Genomic DNA, 18,369 nt, shown 5'->3' on the forward strand with positions numbered 1-18,369 from the left:
GGATAATTTAGGCAAAAGTGCCGGAGAACGCCGATTTTCAGCCTGCGTTATGTGCATCGGCTGCCTTTTGCCGATTTAGGCATCAGATGCCGATTTTCGTGACGTTGATTTCTGTCAGTAAACCTGTTGGATTTTGATGACGGGAATATGTCCTCAGAAAACGGCACGAAGGCAGATATATGATCAAGCGTTTGAAGCCCGGTAAGCGGCTCAGTATGGCCACTGTTCATGGTGGTCTCGTTTATCTCGCAGGACAAGTGCCGGACGATCTGTCTGTCGGTGTCGAAGCGCAGGCCGCCGAAGTGCTCGCCAAGATCGATGCACTGCTCAGCGAAGCCGGCACCGACAAGTCATCGATCCTGAGCGCCACGGTGTGGTTGCCAAACATCGCGGATTTCGCGGCTTTCAATACGGTCTGGGATGAGTGGGTGCCGGCAGGCGCATCGCCTGCACGCGCCTGTGTCGAAGCGCGGCTCGCCAATCCCTCGATCAGAGTCGAGATCGCAGCCATCGCTGCGATTCTCTAGGGAATCGCTGCCATTCCTTAGGCATCACCTCCGCCTGCGCTGGGGCGACTGAAGCAACAGCGAAAGTTCACGAGAAGACCCGGACTGCGCCGCGAGATGTCGCGGCACGGAACGAGCCCACGCGCCTGAAACTGAACATGTCTTTTGAAGGAGTGAACATGACCGTCGCAGAAGAATTCAATACAGTCACCGCCACGGCGGAGAATCCCGACGATGCGGCCATGCGCAAGATCGTCTGGTCGAGCGTGATCGGCACCGCCGTCGAATGGTACGACTTCCTGATCTATGGCGCGGCAACCGCGCTGGTGTTCAACAAGGTGTTCTTCGCCGCTGGCGATCCGGCGCTCGCGACTATTGCAGCCTTCGGCACCTATGCGGTTGGCTTCCTCGCGCGTCCGCTTGGTGCCGCGATCTTCGGTCACTATGGCGACCGTGTCGGCCGCAAGGCGATGCTTGCGATTACGATCATGGTGATGGGCCTCGGCACTTTCGCCATCGGCCTGCTGCCGACCTATGCGCAGATCGGCATCGCGGCGCCGATCCTGCTCATCGCACTCCGCTTCCTGCAGGGCATCGGCCTTGGCGGTGAATGGGGCGGCGCGGTTCTGATGGTGGTCGAGAATTGTCCTACGCATAAACGCGGCTTCCTCGGCAGCATGGTGCAGGTCGGCAATCCCGTCGGCAATCTCGCAGCCATCGGCATGTTCGCGCTGGTGTCGCAACTGCCTGAAGAAGACTTCATGAGCTATGGCTGGCGCATTCCGTTCCTGATCTCGATCCTACTGGTCGGCGTCGGCCTCTGGATCCGCATGAGCATGGAAGAGACTCCGGCCTTCCGCGCGCTCAAGGCGAAGAATGAAGTCGCCAAGATGCCGATCGTCGACATCTTCAAGTATCACCGCCGTCCGTTCTTCACGGCGGTCGGCCTGAAGATCTCGGAAATTGCCTATGCCTCGATTGCCGGCGTGTTCATCATGTCCTATGCGACGTCGAAGCTCGGCCTGTCGCGCGGGCTGGTGCTGAACGGCGCCTTCATCGCATCCTTTGTCGCGCTGTTCTCGATCCCGTTCTTCGGCTGGCTGTCGGACAAGGTCGGTCGCAAGGCGATGTTCTATGCGAGCTGCCTCTTTTGCGCAGCTTTCGCATTCCCGATGTTCTGGCTGCTCGATACCCGCGATCCGACCATCGTGATCCTCACCATCGTTGTCGCGATCTCGTTCGGCCAGATGGTGATGTTCGGCATCGGCGCGCCCTGGTACTCGGAGCTGTTCACCGCGAAGCTGCGCTATAGCGGTGCCTCGCTCGGCTTCCAGGTCGGAGCGGCTATCTCTGGCGGTCTCAGCCCGCTCATCGCAGCGTCGCTGATGACCTGGGCCGGTGCGACCTGGCCGGTCTCCGTGTTCCTGATCTTCTGCGCCTGCATCACCGCGATTGCGACATCCTTTGCGCCGGAAATGGCGAACAAGGAACTGACCTGACGCACACACACGCCGTCATGGCCGGGCTTGTTCCGGCCATCCACGTCTTCGCGGCAAAAGAGAAAAGACGTGGATGCCCGGCATGCGCCGGGCATGACGGAGTAAAGTTGCTCAAGGCATAAGGACGACAATCATGCTCGATACATTGACTGCCAAATTCGCATCCGGCGCCGTGGTCCCGTCATGGACCGGCGTGGTGCGCTATCTTCACATCACACCGCGCGCTTTCCTGCCGATGCGCGAGATGCCAGAACTCACACTGATTGCCGGCAAGGGCATCGAAGGCGATCGCTACATGATCGGCCGCGAGGAGGGGTTCTATTCGCACAAGCCCGAAGAGGGGCGTCAGGTCACGTTGTTCGAATACGAGACGCTGGTAGCCCTGAAGCGCGATCACAATATCGATCTCGCCCCCGAGGAGCATCGCCGCAATGTCACCGTATCCGGCGTGCCGCTGACGCATCTTGTTGGCCGTCAGTTCTGGCTCGGCGAGACGCTGCTGGAATCGACGCGTTTGTCGATTCCGTGCCGGCATATCGAGGAGATCACCGGCAAGGCGATCTTCGATCCGCTGATCAACCGCTCCGGCCTCAACTGCAAGATCTTGCAAGGCGGCACCGTGCGCGTCGGCGACGCCGTGCGGAACATGCAATGAGCGCGGTAGCGATCACCAGGGTCAGGACCGTCGTCGACAAGATCGAGGACGGCGGCAAGGGCATCAAGCTGTTTTCGCTGGTCGATCCCGATCACTGGGAGCTGCCGCCGTTCTGGCCGGGTGCGCATATCGATCTGCATCTGCCCCGTGGATTGGTGCGGACTTACTCGCTCTGCAACGACCCCGCCGATGACAAGCGCTATGTCGTTGCGGTGAAACGCGAGGCCGAAGGGCGGGGCGGTTCGATTGTGCTGCATGACGAGGTCAAGGTCGGCGACACCATCGGCGTGACGCTGCCGCGCGGCGGGCTCAATCTATCTGTGGATGTGACGCGCTTCACCTTCATTGGCGGTGGCATCGGCGTGACGCCGTTCCTGTCGGCGGCGGCCTGGCTCAAGCGCATGGGCCGTTCGAAATTCATGCTGCACATGATTGCGCGCGGTGAGCCGCCACTCGCCGATCTCCTCGCGCCGCTGCGCAAGTCCGGTCATGTGGTGATTCACGACACGTCGAGCGGGCAACGCCCGGATATCGCGGCACTGGTCGGCCGGCCGTTGTCGGACGTCGCGCTCGCCTGCTGCGGTCCCGACGGCATGATCGACGACTTCGAACAGGCGTCACGCGACTGGCCCGCTGATCGCGTTCATATCGAGCGCTTCGTGCCGCCGCCGCTGCCGGTCGACCCCGACGCGAAGCCCTATGTGCTCGCGCTCGCAAAATCGAACCGGGAAATCACTGTGGCTGCAGGACAGACCATGCTGTCGGCGCTGACAGATATCGGGGTCGATGTCCCCGCGTCCTGCTGCGGCGGCATCTGCGGCTCCTGCAAGGTGGACTGGCTCGAAGGACAGCCGGTGCATCGCGACCGCGTGCTGTCGCAGGCAGAGCGCGAACGCAGCCTTCTGGTCTGCGTGGCAGGTTCCGCTGGGGATCGTCTGGTTCTCGATCTCTGAGCGCATCAATCTGATCGCTCAACGGGCGGCAACGGTCATCCGTTGCCGCCCGTTTGCGTTCCGGTCAGCGAAGCGCCCGCTTTGGATGGCTTACAGACATACCTTGACCGCTTAACTAATTCTTAGAAATTGCGCAAAGTGCGCAAAAAGTGTTTGATGTCTGCGTAATTTGCGCATATCGGGCGGTGTGCGCAGGGGCTCCTGAGGGAAATTGCGCAGAATAATCAGTGATGCGCACGGCGCGGGAAGGAAATAACCATGCAGATTCCAATTAAGCGGGCGATTGAGAAGGTGCCGGGCGGCATGATGACGGTGCCGCTGCTGATCGGCGCGCTGTTCGCGACCTTTGCCCCCAACACCCCGAAATTCTTCGGCTCCTTCACCGGCGCGCTGTTCTCCGGCGGCGCTCTCAGCATCCTCGCCGTGTTCTATGTGTGCATGGGCGCGAGCATCGACTTCAAGGCGACGCCTTACATCGTGAAGAAGGGCGGCGCCCTGATGATCGTGAAGGTCGGTACCGCAATTATCTTGGGCCTGATCTTCGGCCGCTTCCTCGGTGAAGCGCCGGTCACCGCCGGCATTTTCGCAGGCGTCTCGACGCTGGCGATCGTCGCCGCCATGAACGACACCAATGGCGGTCTCTACATGGCGCTGATGGGCCAGTATGGCCGTCCGCGCGACGTGGGTGCTTACAGCATCATGACGCTGGAAAGCGGCCCGTTCCTCACCATGGTGACGCTCGGCGTTGCCGGTCTGTCGTCGTTCCAGTGGCCCGCGCTCGTTGGCGCGATCCTGCCGCTGGTGGCCGGCATGATCCTTGGTAATCTCGATCGCGAACTGCGCGACTTCCTCAGCAAGGCCGTGCCTGTGATGATCCCGTTCTTCGCCTTTGCGCTCGGCACCGGCCTGAACCTGACGCAGGTCTGGCAGGCAGGTCTGCTCGGCGTCGGCATGGGCGTTGCCGTCGTCATCGTGACCGGCATCCCGCTGTTCTTCGTTGACCGTCTCACCGGCGGCAACGGCGTTGCGGGTGTTGCTGCGGCATCGACCGCCGGCAATGCGGCGGCTGTGCCAGCGATCGTCGCTGCGGCCAATCCGGCCTATGCGGCTGCTGCCGGTCCGGCGACCATCCTCATCGCGGCCTGCGTGGTCGTGACGGCGATCCTGACGCCGATCCTCACCTCGTGGGTTGCCGGCATCGTCGGCCGTGATGTCGAGCCGGAAGCAGAGGCGACGACGCCTGCCGCGCCAAGCGTCGCATCAGCCGCACCAGTGGCCGGGCACTAAGATGGCGGGACGCTGGCTGATCCTCGCTGATGATCTCACCGGTGCAGCGGACTGCGCCATCGCCTTCGGTCGCCGGGGCCTTGCGGCTGCCGTGACCTGGGGCGAGATCGCAGGCGCCGGGGCAAGTGCCGGGGATCGCCAGCATCCGGTTCTCTCCTATGATGCAGCGAGCCGCGGCCTGACGGCCGAGGCCGCTGCGCGTCGGCACGCCGACGTGTTGCAACAGTTGATGGAGCCGGATCGGCTCCTGTTCAAGAAGATCGACTCCACGCTGCGCGGACAGCCGGCCTCCGAGACGGCGGCCGCGTTCGCACATCTCAAGGCGCAGTCGGGTTCGGCCTTCGGCATTTTCGCGCCGGCCTTTCCCGCGACGAACCGCACCACGATCAATGGCCGCGTGATGGTCGGCGGCCGTCCGCTGGAAGAAGCCGAAGTGTGGAAGCGCGATCACACCTATGACAATGCCGATATCGCCGACGTGCTCGCATCTGCAGGCGTTCGCAGCGAGAAGGTGCTGCTTGCGACGATCCGCGGCGGCCATCTCAAGGCTCACCTGGCGCGTATCGCGTCCGAGGACAGCGTCGTTGCGATCTGCGATGCAGAGACCGAGCACGATCTGCATCTGATCGCCGAAGCCAGCCTGAAGATTTCACCGGCGACAGTGTTCATCGGCAGCGCGGGCCTTGCACATGCGCTGGCTGCGCTCGATGGCACGAGTGCCGCCGAGAAGCTGGAAATTCCGACGAGCACATATGGTACCCTGATTGTCGTCGGCTCGCTCGCCGGCGCGTCGCGCTCCGCAGCGCGCAAGCTGATCGCCAGCGGCACCGTCACTCATCTGCCTGTCACGCCGGAAGTCCTGCTCGGCGACAAGGCTGGACAGGCGGCGCTGGCGACACGCGTGACCGAAGGCTTGATCGCAGGCGGCGATGTCCTGGTCGAGATCGTGATGGACGACAATCCGAAAATGTCGCTTGGCCCGCAGCTCGCGCAGAATCTCGCCGATGCGCTGATGCCGGTGGCGTCCAGCATCGGCGCCTTTGCAGCAACTGGCGGCGAGACTGCCGCAGCACTGCTGTCGCGCTTCGGTGTCAACGGAATCCGTCTGGCCGACGAGATCGAGCCCGGCGTCTCGCTGGGTCTTACGCTTGGCGCACTATCAGTTCCGATCGCAACCAAGGCCGGCGCCTTTGGCGACGAGAACAGCCTGATCAAAATCCGCGAACGTCTTCACACCGTCCGAACTCAAGGAAGCTTCACATGACCCGTCCGACCATTGCGATCACTATGGGCGATCCCGCAGGCATTGGCCCCGAAGTGATCATGAAAGCCTTCGCGCATCCGGAAATGCTCGCGATGTGCAATCCGCTGGTGATCGGTGACGCCAACCGCCTGCGCAAGGCCGGCGAGATCGTCGGCGCCAAGATCGGCGTCGACTCGCTCAGCGATGCAAAGGCTGCGAATTTCGCGTCGAAGAACGTCCAGTGCGTGGATCTGAAGATCGTGCCCGATGACCTGCCGTTCGGCCAGAACTCCCCGATCGCGGGCGAGGCGGCTTACCGCTTCATCGAGAAGGCCGTCGAGATCGTCCAGGCCGGCATCGCACAGGGCATCTGCACCGCGCCGCTCTCCAAGGAAGCACTGCATGCGGCCGGTCACAAATATCCCGGCCATACCGAACTGCTCGCGCATCTGACCGGCACGCCGGAAGTGTCGATGATGCTGGTGTCGCCGAAGCTGCGCGTGATTCACGTGACGACGCATATCGGCCTGATCGACGCCATCAAGAAGATCGAGCCGGGTCTGGTCGAGCGCGTCATCACCCGCGGCCATGAAGTGCTGGTCAAGGCCGGCATCAAGAATCCGAAGATCGGCGTTTGCGCCATCAACCCGCATGCCGGCGAGAACGGGTTGTTCGGCTATGGCGAGGAAGCCGAGAAGATCACGCCGGCCGTCGAAGTCTGCCAGAAGAAGGGCTGGGACGTCCGCGGTCCGCTGCCGGCCGATACGCTGTTCTTCCTCGCCGGCCGCGGCGACTACGACATGGTGGTCGCGATGTATCACGATCAGGGCCATGGCCCGATCAAGGTGCTGGGTCTGGAATCCGGCGTGAACATCACGGTCGGCCTTCCCGTCATCCGCACCTCGGTCGATCACGGCACCGCCTTCGATATCGCGGGCAAGGGCATCGCCGATGAGCGCAGCCTTCTCGAGGCATTGCGGCAGGCGGTCGATCTCGCACCGGGCGCCAAGGCGGCTTGACGCATCCTTCGTCATCCCGGGGCGCGCGCTCTTGCGCGCGAACCCGGAATCTCGAAGTGTCTGTCACATATCGAGGTTCCGGGTTCGTCGCCGCGAAGGCGCGGTGACGCCCCGGAACGACGAGCGTGATGAGAGGGCAGGGACATCCATGTCGATGCGCAACAAGGAACGTCGCTCACGCCTGCTGGACGCGCTGAATGCCGGCGAGATCGATGTCGACGATCTCGCACGGCGCTTTGGTGTGTCCGGGTCCACCGTGCGGCGCGACCTGCAGCATCTCTCGAAGAACAACGCGGTGCGCCGTACTTACGGCGGCGCGATTCTCACCGGCCATGTCGCAGAGACCACGCTCGACCAGCGTTTCGCGGTCCAGGGCAAGGAGAAGCAGGCCATCGCGCGGGCCGCGATCGACCTGATCGAGGACGGCGACACGCTGATCCTCGATGCCGGCTCGACGGTCGCCGCTTTCGGCAAGCTGCTGCTGCAGCGCCGCCTGCGTATCATCACCAACAATATCGCGCTGCTGCCGTTTCTCGCCAAGGCACCAAGCATCGAACTCGTAGTGCTCGGCGGCGCGCTGCGCTCAACCAGCATGAGCACCATGGGGCCGCTGGCCAGCGAGGGACTGCGGCGCCTGACGGCCGACCGCGCCATCATGAGCGCCGATGGTGTCGTGAGCGGCCGTGGGTTGTGCGAGGCCGATCTCGATCAGGTCGCCTTGAAGTCCCTGATGATGCAGCAGGCCAAGGAGGTCATCGTGCTCGCCGATGCCGGCAAGCTCGGCCGCGCCGAACAGGACGCCTGGGCGCCGCTCCCGCCGCGCTGGACGCTGGTGACGGGCGCTGGCGCCTCGACGGAGCAGCGCAGGCTGATGGAGGAAGCAGGGGCTCATATCGTGCTGGCGGGCGTCTAGCCGCTGGTGCCCCCTGCCGGACTCGAACCGGCACGCCCAGAGGACTCAAGATTTTAAGTCTTGTATGTCTACCAATTCCATCAAGGGGGCAGGCCGCGCTTCCTTACCTTTAAAATCGCCAGTCGCCAAATCGCTTGCGAGATCAGGCGAATGGCGGGTGGGGGCACAGCTTCGGCCTCAATCCGGCCACCGGCGGCTGCTTTACGCAACCTCAATAGTACCCGGCTAGAAAGTCCCGATGATCGACCGTCACCTTCGTTTCCGCCTGCCGACGCGTGCTGCCGCGATGCCGTCATTGCTCGTTCTGGCCGGCTATCTCGGCGGCTGCGCCAGCATGGGCGATGGCATGGTGTCGGGCGCTTTCGTCGATCCTGCGAAATATGACCTTTATGATTGCCCGCAGCTTGAGACCGAGCGCAAGACGCTTGCGACGCGGACGGCCGAATTGCAGGGGCTGATCGACAAGGCGCAGACCGGCACGGGTGGCGCGGTGGTCAGCGAACTCGCTTATCGCAATGATTACATCTCCACGCGTGCGCAGGCCAAGCTGGCAGAAGAGAACTGGCAGAAGAGCAAGTGTGTGGCGAGTGCGCCGAAAGCGCCGGCGGCATCAGAACCCGTTACGCCGCGCAAGCGGGCTGGCGCCCGCTCCTGAGCCTGTCAGGATCAGAGTTTCCAGTCATAGATCCAATCCTGCCGCGCCTGTAGACGCTCTGCACCGAGCGCGCGCATGGCGAGGTCGCGCGCCAGCGCCATGGGGCCACGCAGATGATAAATCTGGCCGGATTGCCGGGCGGTGCGCTGTATCAGGCCGACGCGTGGCTGGCGCAGCGCGGCGTAGCGCGCCAATGCGGGCGCGATCGCTGCGGCATCGTGGCCAGCGGCGGCAAGGCACTCTGCCAGCACCGCCGCATCCTCGATGGCCATGCCGGCGCCCTGCGCGGCGAATGGCAGCATCGCATGGGCGGCATCGCCGAGCAGCGCCACGGCGCCTTCGTGCCACATGCCGCCATCCTGGATCGTGAACAGCGGCCAGCGTCGCCAGGTATCGATACTGTCGATCATGGCGCGTGCATTGGCGGGCCAGCGCGACGCTGCAAAATGTCGGCGGATCTCGCTGGCGTCGCCAGCATCGCTGCCGCCAGGCTGCATCACAGCGCCGGGCATGATCGCGACCATGTTGATCCGCTCGCCCGATGACACCGGATAGACAACGAGATGGGCCCTCGGCCCCATCCAGAGCTGGACGCCACGGGGGACCAGGTCGCTTTCCAGCCGGCGCGTTTCCAGCGTGCCGCGCCAGGCGATCAGGCCGGAGAAGTGCGGCTGCGTTTCGGGAAACAGTTGTCGTCGCACGAAAGACCACGCGCCATCGGCGCCGATCAAGGCCAGCACCGACTCGCCGTTGACGATGATACCGGCGGGCGTGGCGCGGAGATTGTCCACGGGACAGCCAAGGCGCAGTTCGATGTCGGGATGCGCCGTGACCGCGCCAAGCAAGGCCGATTGCAGATCGGCGCGATGCACCAGCCAGTAGGGCGCATTGTCGCTTGCGCTGCCGAGTGGCAGGCGGATCACTTCGCCGCCGCTGCGTGCAGTCATGATGCTCACACTGGCCGGCGTCGTGACATGGGGCGCAAGGCGTGGTTGCAGGCCAAGGCCGATCAGTATGCGGGTCGCATTGGGCGAGAGCTGCAGTCCGGCGCCGGCTTCTTCAAGCCGTCCGGTCTTCTCACAGATGAGGACGCGAAAGCCCCGGGCGGCCAGCGCCAGCGCGGCCGTCAGTCCACCGATGCCCGCACCAGCGATGACGATGGTGCGCGGCGCCGTCACGGCCGGGAATCAGGCAACCTTGTCTTTCACCACGCATTCCGGCGGACGTGACTGGCCGGCGCCGAGATCGGCGGCAAAGCGATACAGGGTCGAGCAATACGGGCAGATGATCTCGTTGTCGTTGCCGAGATCGAGGAAGACATGCGGATGATCGAACGGCGGATTGGCACCCACGCACATGAATTCCTGCGAGCCGATCTCGATGATCGGAACGCCGGCGTCATTGTGAAAGTGCGGAACCACGTGGTCGGACATCTTCTCTACCTTTGCTCGCAACAGCCGCGGGCGTATGAACCGGCGCGCCATTCAGTGCGGCGCACCATACTGGTCCGGAACCATGATTCCTAGACCGCGCAGGGGTCATTCATCCGTACAAATTCGACACAATTCGGGTGTCTCCGAATAGCCCTTCTTTCGTCGGGGCAGTTGTGTCCACGATGTGACGCACCATTTCTAAAGAGGTGCAAGGATAGGGTTTTTCGCCATGTGGTTCCGGCTCGACACAGCTTTGACGGGGGTAGCGGTCTGTGCGACCGCCGGCCTGCTGTTGCTGCCGCATGCGCGCGACGCCGGCGCCGTGCTGGCCGCGCAGGACGACCCCGTCGCTCTGGCCGATGCGCAACTCAGCTCTGCATTGCGGAACGATCCCGCGGTGCTCGCCCGCAATATCGAGGAGGCGCTCGCGGCCAGGGATGCCGACCTCGCCAAAAGCTTTGCCGATGTTGCGGCTGCTAGAAATGTTCAACTGCCGGACGATCTTTCCAAGCGTGTGACGGATGCGGTTGCGGACGAGAATTCCGCCTCCCATTTCGCCAGCCGCTTTGCCACTGGTTTTGTCACCGGCAATGCCGACGATGTCGGCAGCCTGTCCGGCACCGTCGCCGGTGATCTCTTTGTGTTTGGCGATATTCGCGACGTGGTGCGCGAGGGCAAGCACATGGCGATGGGTGAGGATACCGATCACCTGATCCTCGGCCTTGCCGCGGCCGGTCTGGCTGTCACCGCCGCGACCTATGTCAGCGTTGGCGGTGTCGCGCCGGTGCGCGCGGGCCTCACGCTGGTAAAGGATGCGCGCAAGGTCGGACGGATCGGCGAGGGGCTCACCACCTGGGCGGCGCGCTCGGCGCGCGGCGTGGTGGACGGGCCGATGTTGCGGGCTGCGGTGGCCGATGCCTCGCTGCTGCGTCCGGGCCAGACCATCACCGCGGTGAAGGCGGCGTTCCGCACCGAGAAGGCCGGCGGCATCGTGCGTCTCGCCGGGGATGTTGGCCGCGTCGGCGAGAAAGCCGGCACGCGCGGCGCGCTCGATACGTTGCGTATCGCCCAGAGCCCCAAGGATGTTACGCGCGCAGCGCGTCTGGCCACGGTCAAGGGCGGCCAGACCCGCGCGATCATGAAGATGTTCGGCCGGGGCGCGCTGCTGCTGGCGGCTGGCGCGTTCAATCTTTCGATGTGGGTGTTCTGGGCATTGTTCGCGCTGCTTGGATTTGTCGTGTCGATCAAGGCAACCACCGAGCGCATCACGTGGTCGTGGCTGCAGCGCTCCAAGGCGAGGCGCGCGCGCCGGGAACTGGCGGTGCGTCAGGATGCGCTGCTGCAGGAGATCTCACGCAAGGACGCATTACTCAGGGACATGGCTCTCCGCCATCCCGCGCCGGCTCACTCACTGGCGCCGGTGCTCGTCCACGGGTAAACTGCGCGCTTCCCACCACCACCATTCATTCTCTCAATCACCCATCTCTCAATCGTAACGGAATTCTGGATGCCGAGCTTTCACAACGGCGCTGTCGAAATTGCTTATCTCGATGAAGGCGAGGGCGATCCGATCGTTCTCGTGCACGGCTTTGCATCGAGCAAGAACGTCAACTGGGTCTATCCGACCTGGGTGTCGGAATTGAAGAAGCACAATCGCCGCGTCATCGCGCTCGACAATCGCGGCCATGGCGATTCCAGCAAGCTCTACGATTCCGAACAATACAGCATTGGTGCGATGGCCGCTGACGTGCGCGCGCTGCTCGCGCATCTTGGCATCGGGCGCACCGACATGATGGGTTATTCGATGGGCGCGCGCATCACTGCCTATATCGCCTACAGCCATCCCGAATTGATCCGCAGCGCGATCTTCGGCGGTCTCGGCATCGGCCTCATCAAGGGCGGTGGTCCCGGTGAGAATGTCGCCCTCGCGCTCGAGGCGGACTCGCTCGACGACGTCACCGATCCCGTGGGCCGCACGTTCCGCGCTTTCGCCGATCAGACCCGTTCGGATCGCCGCGCGCTCGCAGCCTGTCTGCGCGGTTCGCGCCGGCTGATGACGAATGAGGAAGCCGCCGCCATCAAGGTGCCGCTGCTGATCGCGGTGGGAACGACGGACGAGATCAGCGGCTCCGCGCAGGAGTTGCAGAAGGTCATCGCCGGCTCTGAAGTGCTGGATATTCCGAACCGCGATCACATGCGGGCGGTTGGCGATCGCGTCTACAAGGAAGGCGTGCTGGATTTCCTGTCCCGCCGCCCGTGATGACAATTGGCGAGGGGCGCACCTTGTTTTGATCACACGAGCGCCCACTTCTGATGCACGCCCGGTTTTTGGGCGGACGGGGCTTCCACCGGAAATGCCTGCGCTTTCAACGTGTTGGCAGGTGATTTCCGGGTAAGCCACCGTTCACGATGGCAGGAGCCGTGTCGCGACAGCGATGCGCCTTGTGCTATAATCGACGCCGTATTCAGGAAATTGCGAGTCCGCCATGGCCGTGCAGAGCATCAATCCGCAGAACTCAAAACTCGCAACGCTGGATCCAATCTGGGATCGCATCCGTTCCGAGGCGGAAGACATCGTCCATCGCGAGCCTGAACTCGCATCCTTCATCTATTCGACCGTGCTGCATCACAACCGTCTGGAAGATTCGGTGGTGCACCGCGTTGCGGAACGTCTCGATCACGCAGCGCTGTCCGGCGACCTGATCCGCCAGACCTTCGACGAAGCGCTGCGCGACGAGCCGGATCTTGGCAATGCGTTCCGCGCCGATCTTGTCGCCGTGTTCGACCGCGATCCCGCCACCACGCGCTTCATCGATCCGCTGCTATACTTCAAGGGCTTTCATGCCATCCAGGCGCATCGTCTTGCGCATTGGCTCCACAAAAAGGGCCGCAAGGACTTTGCGTGGTATCTGCAGAGCCGCTCGTCGGCGGCCTTCCAGACCGACATCAATCCCGCCGCCAAGATCGGCCGCGGAATCTTTCTCGATCACGCGACCGGCTTTGTCGTTGGCGAGACCGCTGTGATCGAAGACGACGTGTCGATCCTGCACGGCGTGACGCTCGGCGGCACCGGCAAGGAAAACGAGGACCGCCATCCGAAGATTCGCCACGGCGTGCTGATCGGCGCCGGCGCCAAGATTCTCGGCAATATCGAGGTCGGCCATTGCGCGCGCATTGCCGCGGGTTCCGTTGTCGTCAAGCCTGTGCCGCACAACGTCACCGTGGCCGGCGTGCCGGCGAAGATCGTCGGCGAAGCCGGCTGTTCGGAGCCGTCGCGCACCATGAACCAGATGCTGAACGCGATCGGGCTCTGATTTTCAGGGGCTGAGACTTCTGGGCTTGCGATTTGCAAGCGCTGATATTGCACGCGTTTTCGTTCACTTGTGGGATGGCGTGATTTTTCGAGAAACGGCCTAGCCGTGGCCGTCATCTCGCATTAAAGCTTCTCTCCATCAGCTCAACAGACATCAACTGCATTGGAGACACCTGTGGACGTTCAGGAAGTCAGAAAGCTCGACGCCTATCTCAAGCGCGTGTTCGGCAACCAGAAGCTCCGCGTGGTGCCGCGCCCGAAGAAGGACGACTCCGCCGAAGTCTATATCGGCGAAGAATTCATCGGCGTGCTGTTCGTCGATGACGAAGACGACGATCGCTCGTTCCAGTTCCAGATGGCGATCCTCGAAGAAGACCTCGTCGATAACGGCTGAGGCTGCGCCTCGCCTCCGGCTTGGCGGCGGCGAGGTCACGCAAGCGCTGCGCAGGCCCCGCGCTCTGCGCATCACACGCTAGGCCGCGTTGTCCGGCGCGACCAGGCCGGCGGCGGTGGCAAGCCAGACCAGGTGCGCGTCGGTGCGCGCGCCGATCTTCGATTTGATCTGGTAGTGATAATTCTGCACGGTCTTGGTGCTCAGATTGAGCGATGTCGCGATCTGCTCCGTGGTCCAGCCTGACGCCACCAGCCGCAGGATTTCCGTTTCGCGCGGCCCGAGATCTTCCACCAGCGACCGTTCGTTGCCGAGCCGCTCGCTGGCGATTTCGCGCGCGATGTCTTCGCTCAATGCACGTCCGCCGCGGGCGACGGTGGCGATGGCGCGCACCAGTTCGTGCGGCGCGCTGCTCTTTGTGATGTAGCCGCAGGCGCCAGCCTCGAACGCTTTCAGAGCGAACGCAGCGCTTGCATGCATGGTGAACACCAGCAGGCGCGCGGTGCGATCCCATTGCCGGATATGCCGGATCGCTTCCAGCCCGCCGGGGCCGGGCAGCGACAGATCCATGACCACCACGTCCGGGCGCTCTGCCTGATAGGCGCGATAGGCCGCAGCGGCATCCTCGGCCTCCGCGCTCACGCGAAAACCGACCTGCCGCTCCAGTAGCCGGCGATAACCTTCGCGCACGACCGGATGGTCGTCGACCAGCAGGATGCTGACGGCGGTCATGCCGCCGCTTGTCGCGGCAGCAGCGGAATCACCGCGGCCACGCGGATACCGTGTGCCGCCGGGCCGATCGACAGGCTGCCGCCAAGCGCTGCGATGCGTTCGCGGATGCCGAGAATGCCGTGACCGGAGGCGGTGTGGGCCTGCGTGGCGTCGCCGCCGCCGTCATCCTCGACACTGACGGCGATGGCGTCGCGGACCTCTTCCCCATGGTTGACGCGGAGATGAACGTGCTGCGGCCGGCCGTGGCGTGCGGCGTTGGTGAGGCACTCCTGCGCGATGCGGTAGATGTTGACGGCGGCTTCTGCGGGGACGGCGGTGAGATCGCCGGTTACGTCGAGATGAAACACCGCGCGCCGCGTTGCGCTCGCATTCCACTGCGCCACCAGTTGCACAAGGCTGGCCTGCAATCCCAGTTCCTCGAGATCCTGCGAGCGCAGCCGCGCCAGCGCGCTGCGCAGCGTCGTCATCATCTGGCCGGTGATGCGGGCGATTGCGCGGGCATCGTCGGCCAGATCGGGACGGGAGGGCGTGGCGCCGGTCTCGATGGCTGCGGCGAGCGCCGCGGTGGCGGTGAGGCACTGGCCGAACTCGTCGTGCAGATCGCGCGCCAGTGCGCGGCGTTCTTCTTCCTGTACCTGAAACAGTCGCTTGGTCAGCGCGACGCGTTCGGCAGTGGTGGCCGCGAGACGGCCGGCGAGATCGTTGACGGCGCGGGCGATATGGCTGAATTCGGTGGCGCCGAAAGCGGGCAGGCGATGGCGGTGGTCACCGTGTTCGAGGCGGCGCAGGCCGCGTACGATGCTCCGGGCCGGCATCAGCGCATGGCCGATCAGGAGGATCGCGAGCAGACTGATGCCTAGCGCCATCGCCGCGGCGATGCTGACCATCACGGTCACCTGCCGCCATGCCTGACGCACGGCGGCGACAGGTTCGACACGGGCTTGCACGGTGCCGGCATCGCGCTGCCGCACGGTAAGCGGCCGCGTCTCCGTGGCATGTGGCCCGAACAGCGCGCCGTAGAGACTGACGAACCATGACGGCGCCGGGCTGCCGATATCTTCGGTCTGGCTGCACAGGACGAAAGGCGGCGCGCTGCCGAGCCGGAAGTCAATGCACACGCCTGGCGCGATCACCTTCATGGTAGCAATGGATTTCCAGTCCGGCAGCGGCAGCAGTGCATCGCGGTAAGTGCCATCGCGCCACAGCAATTCGCGCCAGTACAGGTTCTGCAGGGTTGTCGCGACGCGGTCGGCGGAGGCGGCGGTGTCGGCCTCGATGGTGCGGTGCGCATCGACCAGAATCCATCCGATCGTACAGGCCAGACAGAGCAGCACCACGGCGACGAGACGAAGAACGAGATGTATCAGCAGGCGCATGATCGCATTCCCCGCGGTGAGACATTGATATTAAAGCGGCACGCATCGCGGTCTGGCAAGCGGTTCTGCATCGTTTGGGCAATTTGCCCGGTATGTGGCGGGTGCGATGCCCTTGGAGGCTCAGTCGTACAGGCGGCAGATTGAAGCCAACCGCCGATCGTGATCGGTGAAACAACCAGCAGGAGGGACATGTGGTGAGCCGGCATCATCTCGATCCGGCAGATCGCGCGCCGCTGCTGCACTGGTTGATCTTTACCGGGCTCTGCCTGTTCGCCGCGGTTCTGCTCTGGCACTATGGCCTGGTGCGGCAGATGCTTGCCGTCGATCGCACCTATATCTCGTCAGTAATCGTACTGCTCTATTTCGGTGCTTCGCTGCATTGCCTGTGGCGCCTGATCGCCGTGTCGCGCGAAGCCGACGCGGCGCGGGGTGCAGCGGAGCTATTCGCGGAGGGCGGCCAACGCATCGTCGTGGCCGGCGACGGTGTCGCGATCGACGGCGTCGGTGCGTTACCGAAAGGCCTGATGGCGTCGCATATCCGCGACCTCGCCGTGAAGTCCGCGCTGCAAAGCGGTCGGCAGCTCGACCAGACGCTGCTGCTGCGTCGTCTTGCCGGCAATCTGCGCGGCTCTAACGGCTTCGGCGGCTTTGCCGGCGACACGCTGATGAAACTCGGCCTGATCGGTACGATAGTTGGCTTCATCATGATGCTGGCGCCGATCGCCGGCCTCGACACCGGCAATCAGGGCGCCATCAAGGCCTCCATGAACCTGATGAGCGAGGGCATGGCGGTGGCGATGTATACCACGCTGGCAGGGCTGATCGGTTCGATCCTGATCCGCATCCAGTATTACATGCTGGAGGACGCAACCGCCAAACTGTTCGCCTTTGCCGTCGGCGTCATCGACGTTCACGCCGTGTCGCTGCTCGAACGTGAAGCGGAGCACGCCAGGTGATCGACGAGTTCGAATTCTCTGGCAAGGAAGCACCGTTCGATCCGCTCGGCGTCATGCTGTTCAAGGCGCTGCAGGTGATCGCCTTCCTGTTCTTCATCGCGCTGCTGGCGATCAAGACCCATGACGACGAAGGCAAGGTCGATCCCAAGCTGGAATTCATGATCACGGTGAGCTGGCCCGACAAGCACCCGGACGACATCGACATGTTCGTGCAGGACCCGCTCGGCAATATTGTGTGGTACCGGCGGCGCGAGACCGGCTTCATGGTACTCGACCGCGATGACCGCGGCGGGCTCAACGATTTCATCATGGTCAACGGCCAGAAGGTACTCTCGCCGATCCGTCAGGAGATCGTCAGCCTGCGCGGCATCGTGGCCGGCGAGTACATCGTCAACATCTACCATTTCGCGGCGCTGACCGGACAGCCAGTGCCAGTGACGGTCAAGGTCGAGAAGCTGAATCCGAAAGTACAAGTGGTGCACTACGACACCGTCAATGTCGATCATGGCGGCGCCGAGACAACCGCGGTGCGTTTCATCATGGACAAGACCGGCAATGTTACCGAGGTCAATCACGACCAGACATCGCTCGTGCAGATGCTGAACAAGCGGTACAGGGAGCGCAAGGCTGGATGAAGCGATGAGCCTGCAAACCAGCATTATCGGTCTGTCGCTCGGCTACGTGCTGCTTGGCCTGTTGCTGTTGCTGGCGGTGGTGCGGACGCGGCTGCCGTGGCCGGTGAAGGCCGGTGCGGTGGCGGTGACTTCGGCGTTTTACGTGCTGGTGTTCTTCCGCACCCAGGGCCTGCTCGGCTGGTCGGCGGACGATCCGCTGCCGCCGAACTTCCAGTTGTTGTGGGTGCGCAGCGTCGAGCCCAACATCGCCCAGGGCGAGCCCGGTGCCATCCACATGTGGGTCGAGGCCCTCGACGACGACAATCTCCCGAGCGGGGCGCCGCGGGCCTATCGGCGGCCTTACTCCACCGCGCTCGCGCGCAAGGCTGAGCGTGCGCGCACTGAGATCGCCGCGGGTCATCCGCAAGGCGGGCGTGCCGCGCAATTCGGATCCGGCGAGGGCGAGTTGCCACCAGGGGGGCCGCCAGGTGCGTTGTTCGCTAGCGGCGAGCCCGGCGGCGATCCGTCCGGCGGTGGCCTGCTGGACCCCGCTTTCATGCGCGGCGACTCCCAGTCCATCACATTCGCCCCGCTGCCCGTGCCCGTCCTGCCAGCCAAAGATGTGCCGTAGCGGCGATGGCCGGCGCGAACGTTAGCTCCGCTTGGGGTGGCGGGGAATGACAGTTTGGGGCGGTGATGCGCCGTCAAACATTTTTTCCTATCTCCCGTTGACAACATCCCTATCAGGTTTATATTCCCCTTCGTCCTGCCCCACCGAGAGGGGCGATCGCGATCGTCACGTTCGCGGGGTGGGATGCGGTGGA

20 protein-coding genes and 1 tRNA gene are annotated in these 18,369 nt (G+C 63.7%); 16 read left to right on the plus strand and 5 right to left on the minus strand.

The features are described 5' to 3' along the window. The first annotated feature begins 179 nt into the window (after window positions 1-179). The 8 genes from AB8A23_RS16100 (at window position 180) to AB8A23_RS16135 (ending at window position 8,075) form a co-directional block, all read left to right on the plus strand. Entirely contained in the window at window positions 180-527 is a 348-nt protein-coding gene (locus AB8A23_RS16100; RefSeq protein ID WP_116664285.1) for a RidA family protein, read from the plus strand. Window positions 528-748: 221 nt separating this feature from the next. Next, window positions 749-2,005 carry an MFS transporter gene (locus AB8A23_RS16105; RefSeq protein WP_374725737.1) on the plus strand — a complete coding sequence of 419 codons (1,257 nt, stop codon included), beginning with the start codon at window positions 749-751 and terminating at the stop codon, window positions 2,003-2,005. 133 nt (window positions 2,006-2,138) lie between these two features. Further along, on the plus strand, window positions 2,139-2,660 hold the full coding sequence (locus AB8A23_RS16110) for an MOSC domain-containing protein (RefSeq protein WP_439058992.1): 522 nt from the start codon (window positions 2,139-2,141) through the stop codon (window positions 2,658-2,660). Next, complete coding sequence (locus AB8A23_RS16115; protein ID WP_439058991.1) at window positions 2,657-3,613, plus strand: PDR/VanB family oxidoreductase; 957 nt, start codon at window positions 2,657-2,659, stop codon at window positions 3,611-3,613. The genes AB8A23_RS16110 and AB8A23_RS16115 overlap by 4 nt, the downstream gene beginning before the upstream one ends. Window positions 3,614-3,871: 258 nt before the next feature. Further along, window positions 3,872-4,900 (plus strand): 2-keto-3-deoxygluconate permease, encoded by a 1,029-nt coding sequence (locus AB8A23_RS16120; RefSeq protein WP_309948694.1) that lies wholly within the window; start codon window positions 3,872-3,874, stop codon window positions 4,898-4,900. A gap of 1 nt (window position 4,901) precedes the next feature. Further along, entirely contained in the window at window positions 4,902-6,164 is a 1,263-nt protein-coding gene (locus tag AB8A23_RS16125; RefSeq protein ID WP_439058990.1) for a four-carbon acid sugar kinase family protein, read from the plus strand. Further along, window positions 6,161-7,162 (plus strand): 4-hydroxythreonine-4-phosphate dehydrogenase PdxA, encoded by a 1,002-nt coding sequence (pdxA, locus tag AB8A23_RS16130; RefSeq protein WP_439058989.1) that lies wholly within the window; start codon window positions 6,161-6,163, stop codon window positions 7,160-7,162. The genes AB8A23_RS16125 and pdxA overlap by 4 nt, the downstream gene beginning before the upstream one ends. A 148-nt stretch (window positions 7,163-7,310) precedes the next feature. After that, window positions 7,311-8,075, plus strand: coding sequence for a DeoR/GlpR family DNA-binding transcription regulator (locus AB8A23_RS16135; protein ID WP_439058988.1), 765 nt, complete (start codon window positions 7,311-7,313; stop codon window positions 8,073-8,075). A gap of 4 nt (window positions 8,076-8,079) precedes the next feature. Here AB8A23_RS16135 and AB8A23_RS16140 read toward each other — a convergent pair. Further along, window positions 8,080-8,165 (minus strand) — tRNA-Leu (locus AB8A23_RS16140). A gap of 148 nt (window positions 8,166-8,313) precedes the next feature. On the opposite strand from AB8A23_RS16140, the gene AB8A23_RS16145 reads away from it, so the two are divergent. Next, window positions 8,314-8,730 (plus strand): twin-arginine translocation pathway signal, encoded by a 417-nt coding sequence (locus tag AB8A23_RS16145; protein ID WP_439058986.1) that lies wholly within the window; start codon window positions 8,314-8,316, stop codon window positions 8,728-8,730. 11 nt (window positions 8,731-8,741) lie between these two features. On the opposite strand, the gene AB8A23_RS16150 is transcribed toward AB8A23_RS16145, so the two are convergent. Together AB8A23_RS16150 and AB8A23_RS16155 are read right to left on the minus strand one after the other, a co-directional pair. Continuing rightward, a complete protein-coding gene (locus tag AB8A23_RS16150; RefSeq protein WP_439058985.1) occupies window positions 8,742-9,908 on the minus strand; it encodes an FAD-dependent monooxygenase in 1,167 nt (388 codons plus the stop codon). A gap of 9 nt (window positions 9,909-9,917) precedes the next feature. Further along, the gene (locus tag AB8A23_RS16155) at window positions 9,918-10,163 is read right to left on the minus strand and encodes a zinc-finger domain-containing protein (protein WP_089265655.1); all 246 of its coding nucleotides are present in this window, start codon (window positions 10,161-10,163) and stop codon (window positions 9,918-9,920) included. A gap of 229 nt (window positions 10,164-10,392) precedes the next feature. On the opposite strand from AB8A23_RS16155, the gene AB8A23_RS16160 reads away from it, so the two are divergent. The 4 genes from AB8A23_RS16160 to AB8A23_RS16175 all read left to right on the plus strand — a co-directional run bounded on the left by AB8A23_RS16160 (window position 10,393) and on the right by AB8A23_RS16175 (window position 13,870). Beyond that, window positions 10,393-11,601 carry a hypothetical protein gene (locus AB8A23_RS16160; RefSeq protein WP_439058984.1) on the plus strand — a complete coding sequence of 403 codons (1,209 nt, stop codon included), beginning with the start codon at window positions 10,393-10,395 and terminating at the stop codon, window positions 11,599-11,601. A gap of 69 nt (window positions 11,602-11,670) precedes the next feature. Beyond that, on the plus strand, window positions 11,671-12,423 hold the full coding sequence (locus tag AB8A23_RS16165; protein ID WP_175365776.1) for an alpha/beta fold hydrolase: 753 nt from the start codon (window positions 11,671-11,673) through the stop codon (window positions 12,421-12,423). 226 nt (window positions 12,424-12,649) lie between these two features. Continuing rightward, window positions 12,650-13,477 carry a serine O-acetyltransferase gene (gene cysE / locus AB8A23_RS16170; RefSeq protein WP_068736178.1) on the plus strand — a complete coding sequence of 276 codons (828 nt, stop codon included), beginning with the start codon at window positions 12,650-12,652 and terminating at the stop codon, window positions 13,475-13,477. Window positions 13,478-13,651: 174 nt separating this feature from the next. Further along, window positions 13,652-13,870, plus strand: coding sequence for a DUF3126 family protein (locus AB8A23_RS16175; RefSeq protein WP_068736180.1), 219 nt, complete (start codon window positions 13,652-13,654; stop codon window positions 13,868-13,870). A gap of 78 nt (window positions 13,871-13,948) precedes the next feature. On the opposite strand, the gene AB8A23_RS16180 is transcribed toward AB8A23_RS16175, so the two are convergent. After that, window positions 13,949-14,599, minus strand: a complete 651-nt coding sequence (locus tag AB8A23_RS16180; protein WP_068736182.1) for a response regulator — start codon at window positions 14,597-14,599, stop codon at window positions 13,949-13,951. After that, window positions 14,596-15,975, minus strand: coding sequence for a histidine kinase (locus tag AB8A23_RS16185; protein ID WP_439058981.1), 1,380 nt, complete (start codon window positions 15,973-15,975; stop codon window positions 14,596-14,598). Before AB8A23_RS16185 ends, AB8A23_RS16180 begins: the two co-directional genes overlap by 4 nt. A gap of 194 nt (window positions 15,976-16,169) precedes the next feature. On the opposite strand from AB8A23_RS16185, the gene AB8A23_RS16190 reads away from it, so the two are divergent. The 3 genes from AB8A23_RS16190 to AB8A23_RS16200 are packed head-to-tail and all read left to right on the plus strand — an operon-like array spanning window position 16,170 to window position 18,176. After that, a complete protein-coding gene (locus tag AB8A23_RS16190; protein WP_439058979.1) occupies window positions 16,170-16,931 on the plus strand; it encodes a MotA/TolQ/ExbB proton channel family protein in 762 nt (253 codons plus the stop codon). Further along, on the plus strand, window positions 16,928-17,566 hold the full coding sequence (locus tag AB8A23_RS16195; RefSeq protein ID WP_439058977.1) for a hypothetical protein: 639 nt from the start codon (window positions 16,928-16,930) through the stop codon (window positions 17,564-17,566). The genes AB8A23_RS16190 and AB8A23_RS16195 overlap by 4 nt, the downstream gene beginning before the upstream one ends. A gap of 4 nt (window positions 17,567-17,570) precedes the next feature. Further along, entirely contained in the window at window positions 17,571-18,176 is a 606-nt protein-coding gene (locus tag AB8A23_RS16200; RefSeq protein ID WP_089264920.1) for a hypothetical protein, read from the plus strand. Window positions 18,177-18,369 lie beyond the last annotated feature (193 nt).

The organism is Tardiphaga sp. 619_E2_N8_4 (assembly GCF_051810905.1).
Lineage (GTDB): Bacteria > Pseudomonadota > Alphaproteobacteria > Rhizobiales > Xanthobacteraceae > Tardiphaga > Tardiphaga robiniae.

Coding starts and splice junctions, on each gene's coding strand:
- AB8A23_RS16100 (WP_116664285.1), top strand. CDS start 180: ATGATCAAGCGTTTGAAGCCCGGTAAGCGGCTCAGTATGGCCACTGTT.
- AB8A23_RS16155 (WP_089265655.1), bottom strand. CDS start 10,163: ATGTCCGACCACGTGGTTCCGCACTTTCACAATGACGCCGGCGTTCCG.
- AB8A23_RS16180 (WP_068736182.1), bottom strand. CDS start 14,599: ATGACCGCCGTCAGCATCCTGCTGGTCGACGACCATCCGGTCGTGCGC.
- cysE (WP_068736178.1), top strand. CDS start 12,650: ATGGCCGTGCAGAGCATCAATCCGCAGAACTCAAAACTCGCAACGCTG.
- AB8A23_RS16125 (WP_439058990.1), top strand. CDS start 4,902: ATGGCGGGACGCTGGCTGATCCTCGCTGATGATCTCACCGGTGCAGCG.
- AB8A23_RS16200 (WP_089264920.1), top strand. CDS start 17,571: ATGAGCCTGCAAACCAGCATTATCGGTCTGTCGCTCGGCTACGTGCTG.
- AB8A23_RS16135 (WP_439058988.1), top strand. CDS start 7,311: ATGTCGATGCGCAACAAGGAACGTCGCTCACGCCTGCTGGACGCGCTG.
- AB8A23_RS16185 (WP_439058981.1), bottom strand. CDS start 15,975: ATGCGCCTGCTGATACATCTCGTTCTTCGTCTCGTCGCCGTGGTGCTG.
- AB8A23_RS16115 (WP_439058991.1), top strand. CDS start 2,657: ATGAGCGCGGTAGCGATCACCAGGGTCAGGACCGTCGTCGACAAGATC.
- AB8A23_RS16145 (WP_439058986.1), top strand. CDS start 8,314: ATGATCGACCGTCACCTTCGTTTCCGCCTGCCGACGCGTGCTGCCGCG.
- AB8A23_RS16165 (WP_175365776.1), top strand. CDS start 11,671: ATGCCGAGCTTTCACAACGGCGCTGTCGAAATTGCTTATCTCGATGAA.
- AB8A23_RS16110 (WP_439058992.1), top strand. CDS start 2,139: ATGCTCGATACATTGACTGCCAAATTCGCATCCGGCGCCGTGGTCCCG.
- pdxA (WP_439058989.1), top strand. CDS start 6,161: ATGACCCGTCCGACCATTGCGATCACTATGGGCGATCCCGCAGGCATT.
- AB8A23_RS16160 (WP_439058984.1), top strand. CDS start 10,393: ATGTGGTTCCGGCTCGACACAGCTTTGACGGGGGTAGCGGTCTGTGCG.
- AB8A23_RS16120 (WP_309948694.1), top strand. CDS start 3,872: ATGCAGATTCCAATTAAGCGGGCGATTGAGAAGGTGCCGGGCGGCATG.
- AB8A23_RS16105 (WP_374725737.1), top strand. CDS start 749: ATGCGCAAGATCGTCTGGTCGAGCGTGATCGGCACCGCCGTCGAATGG.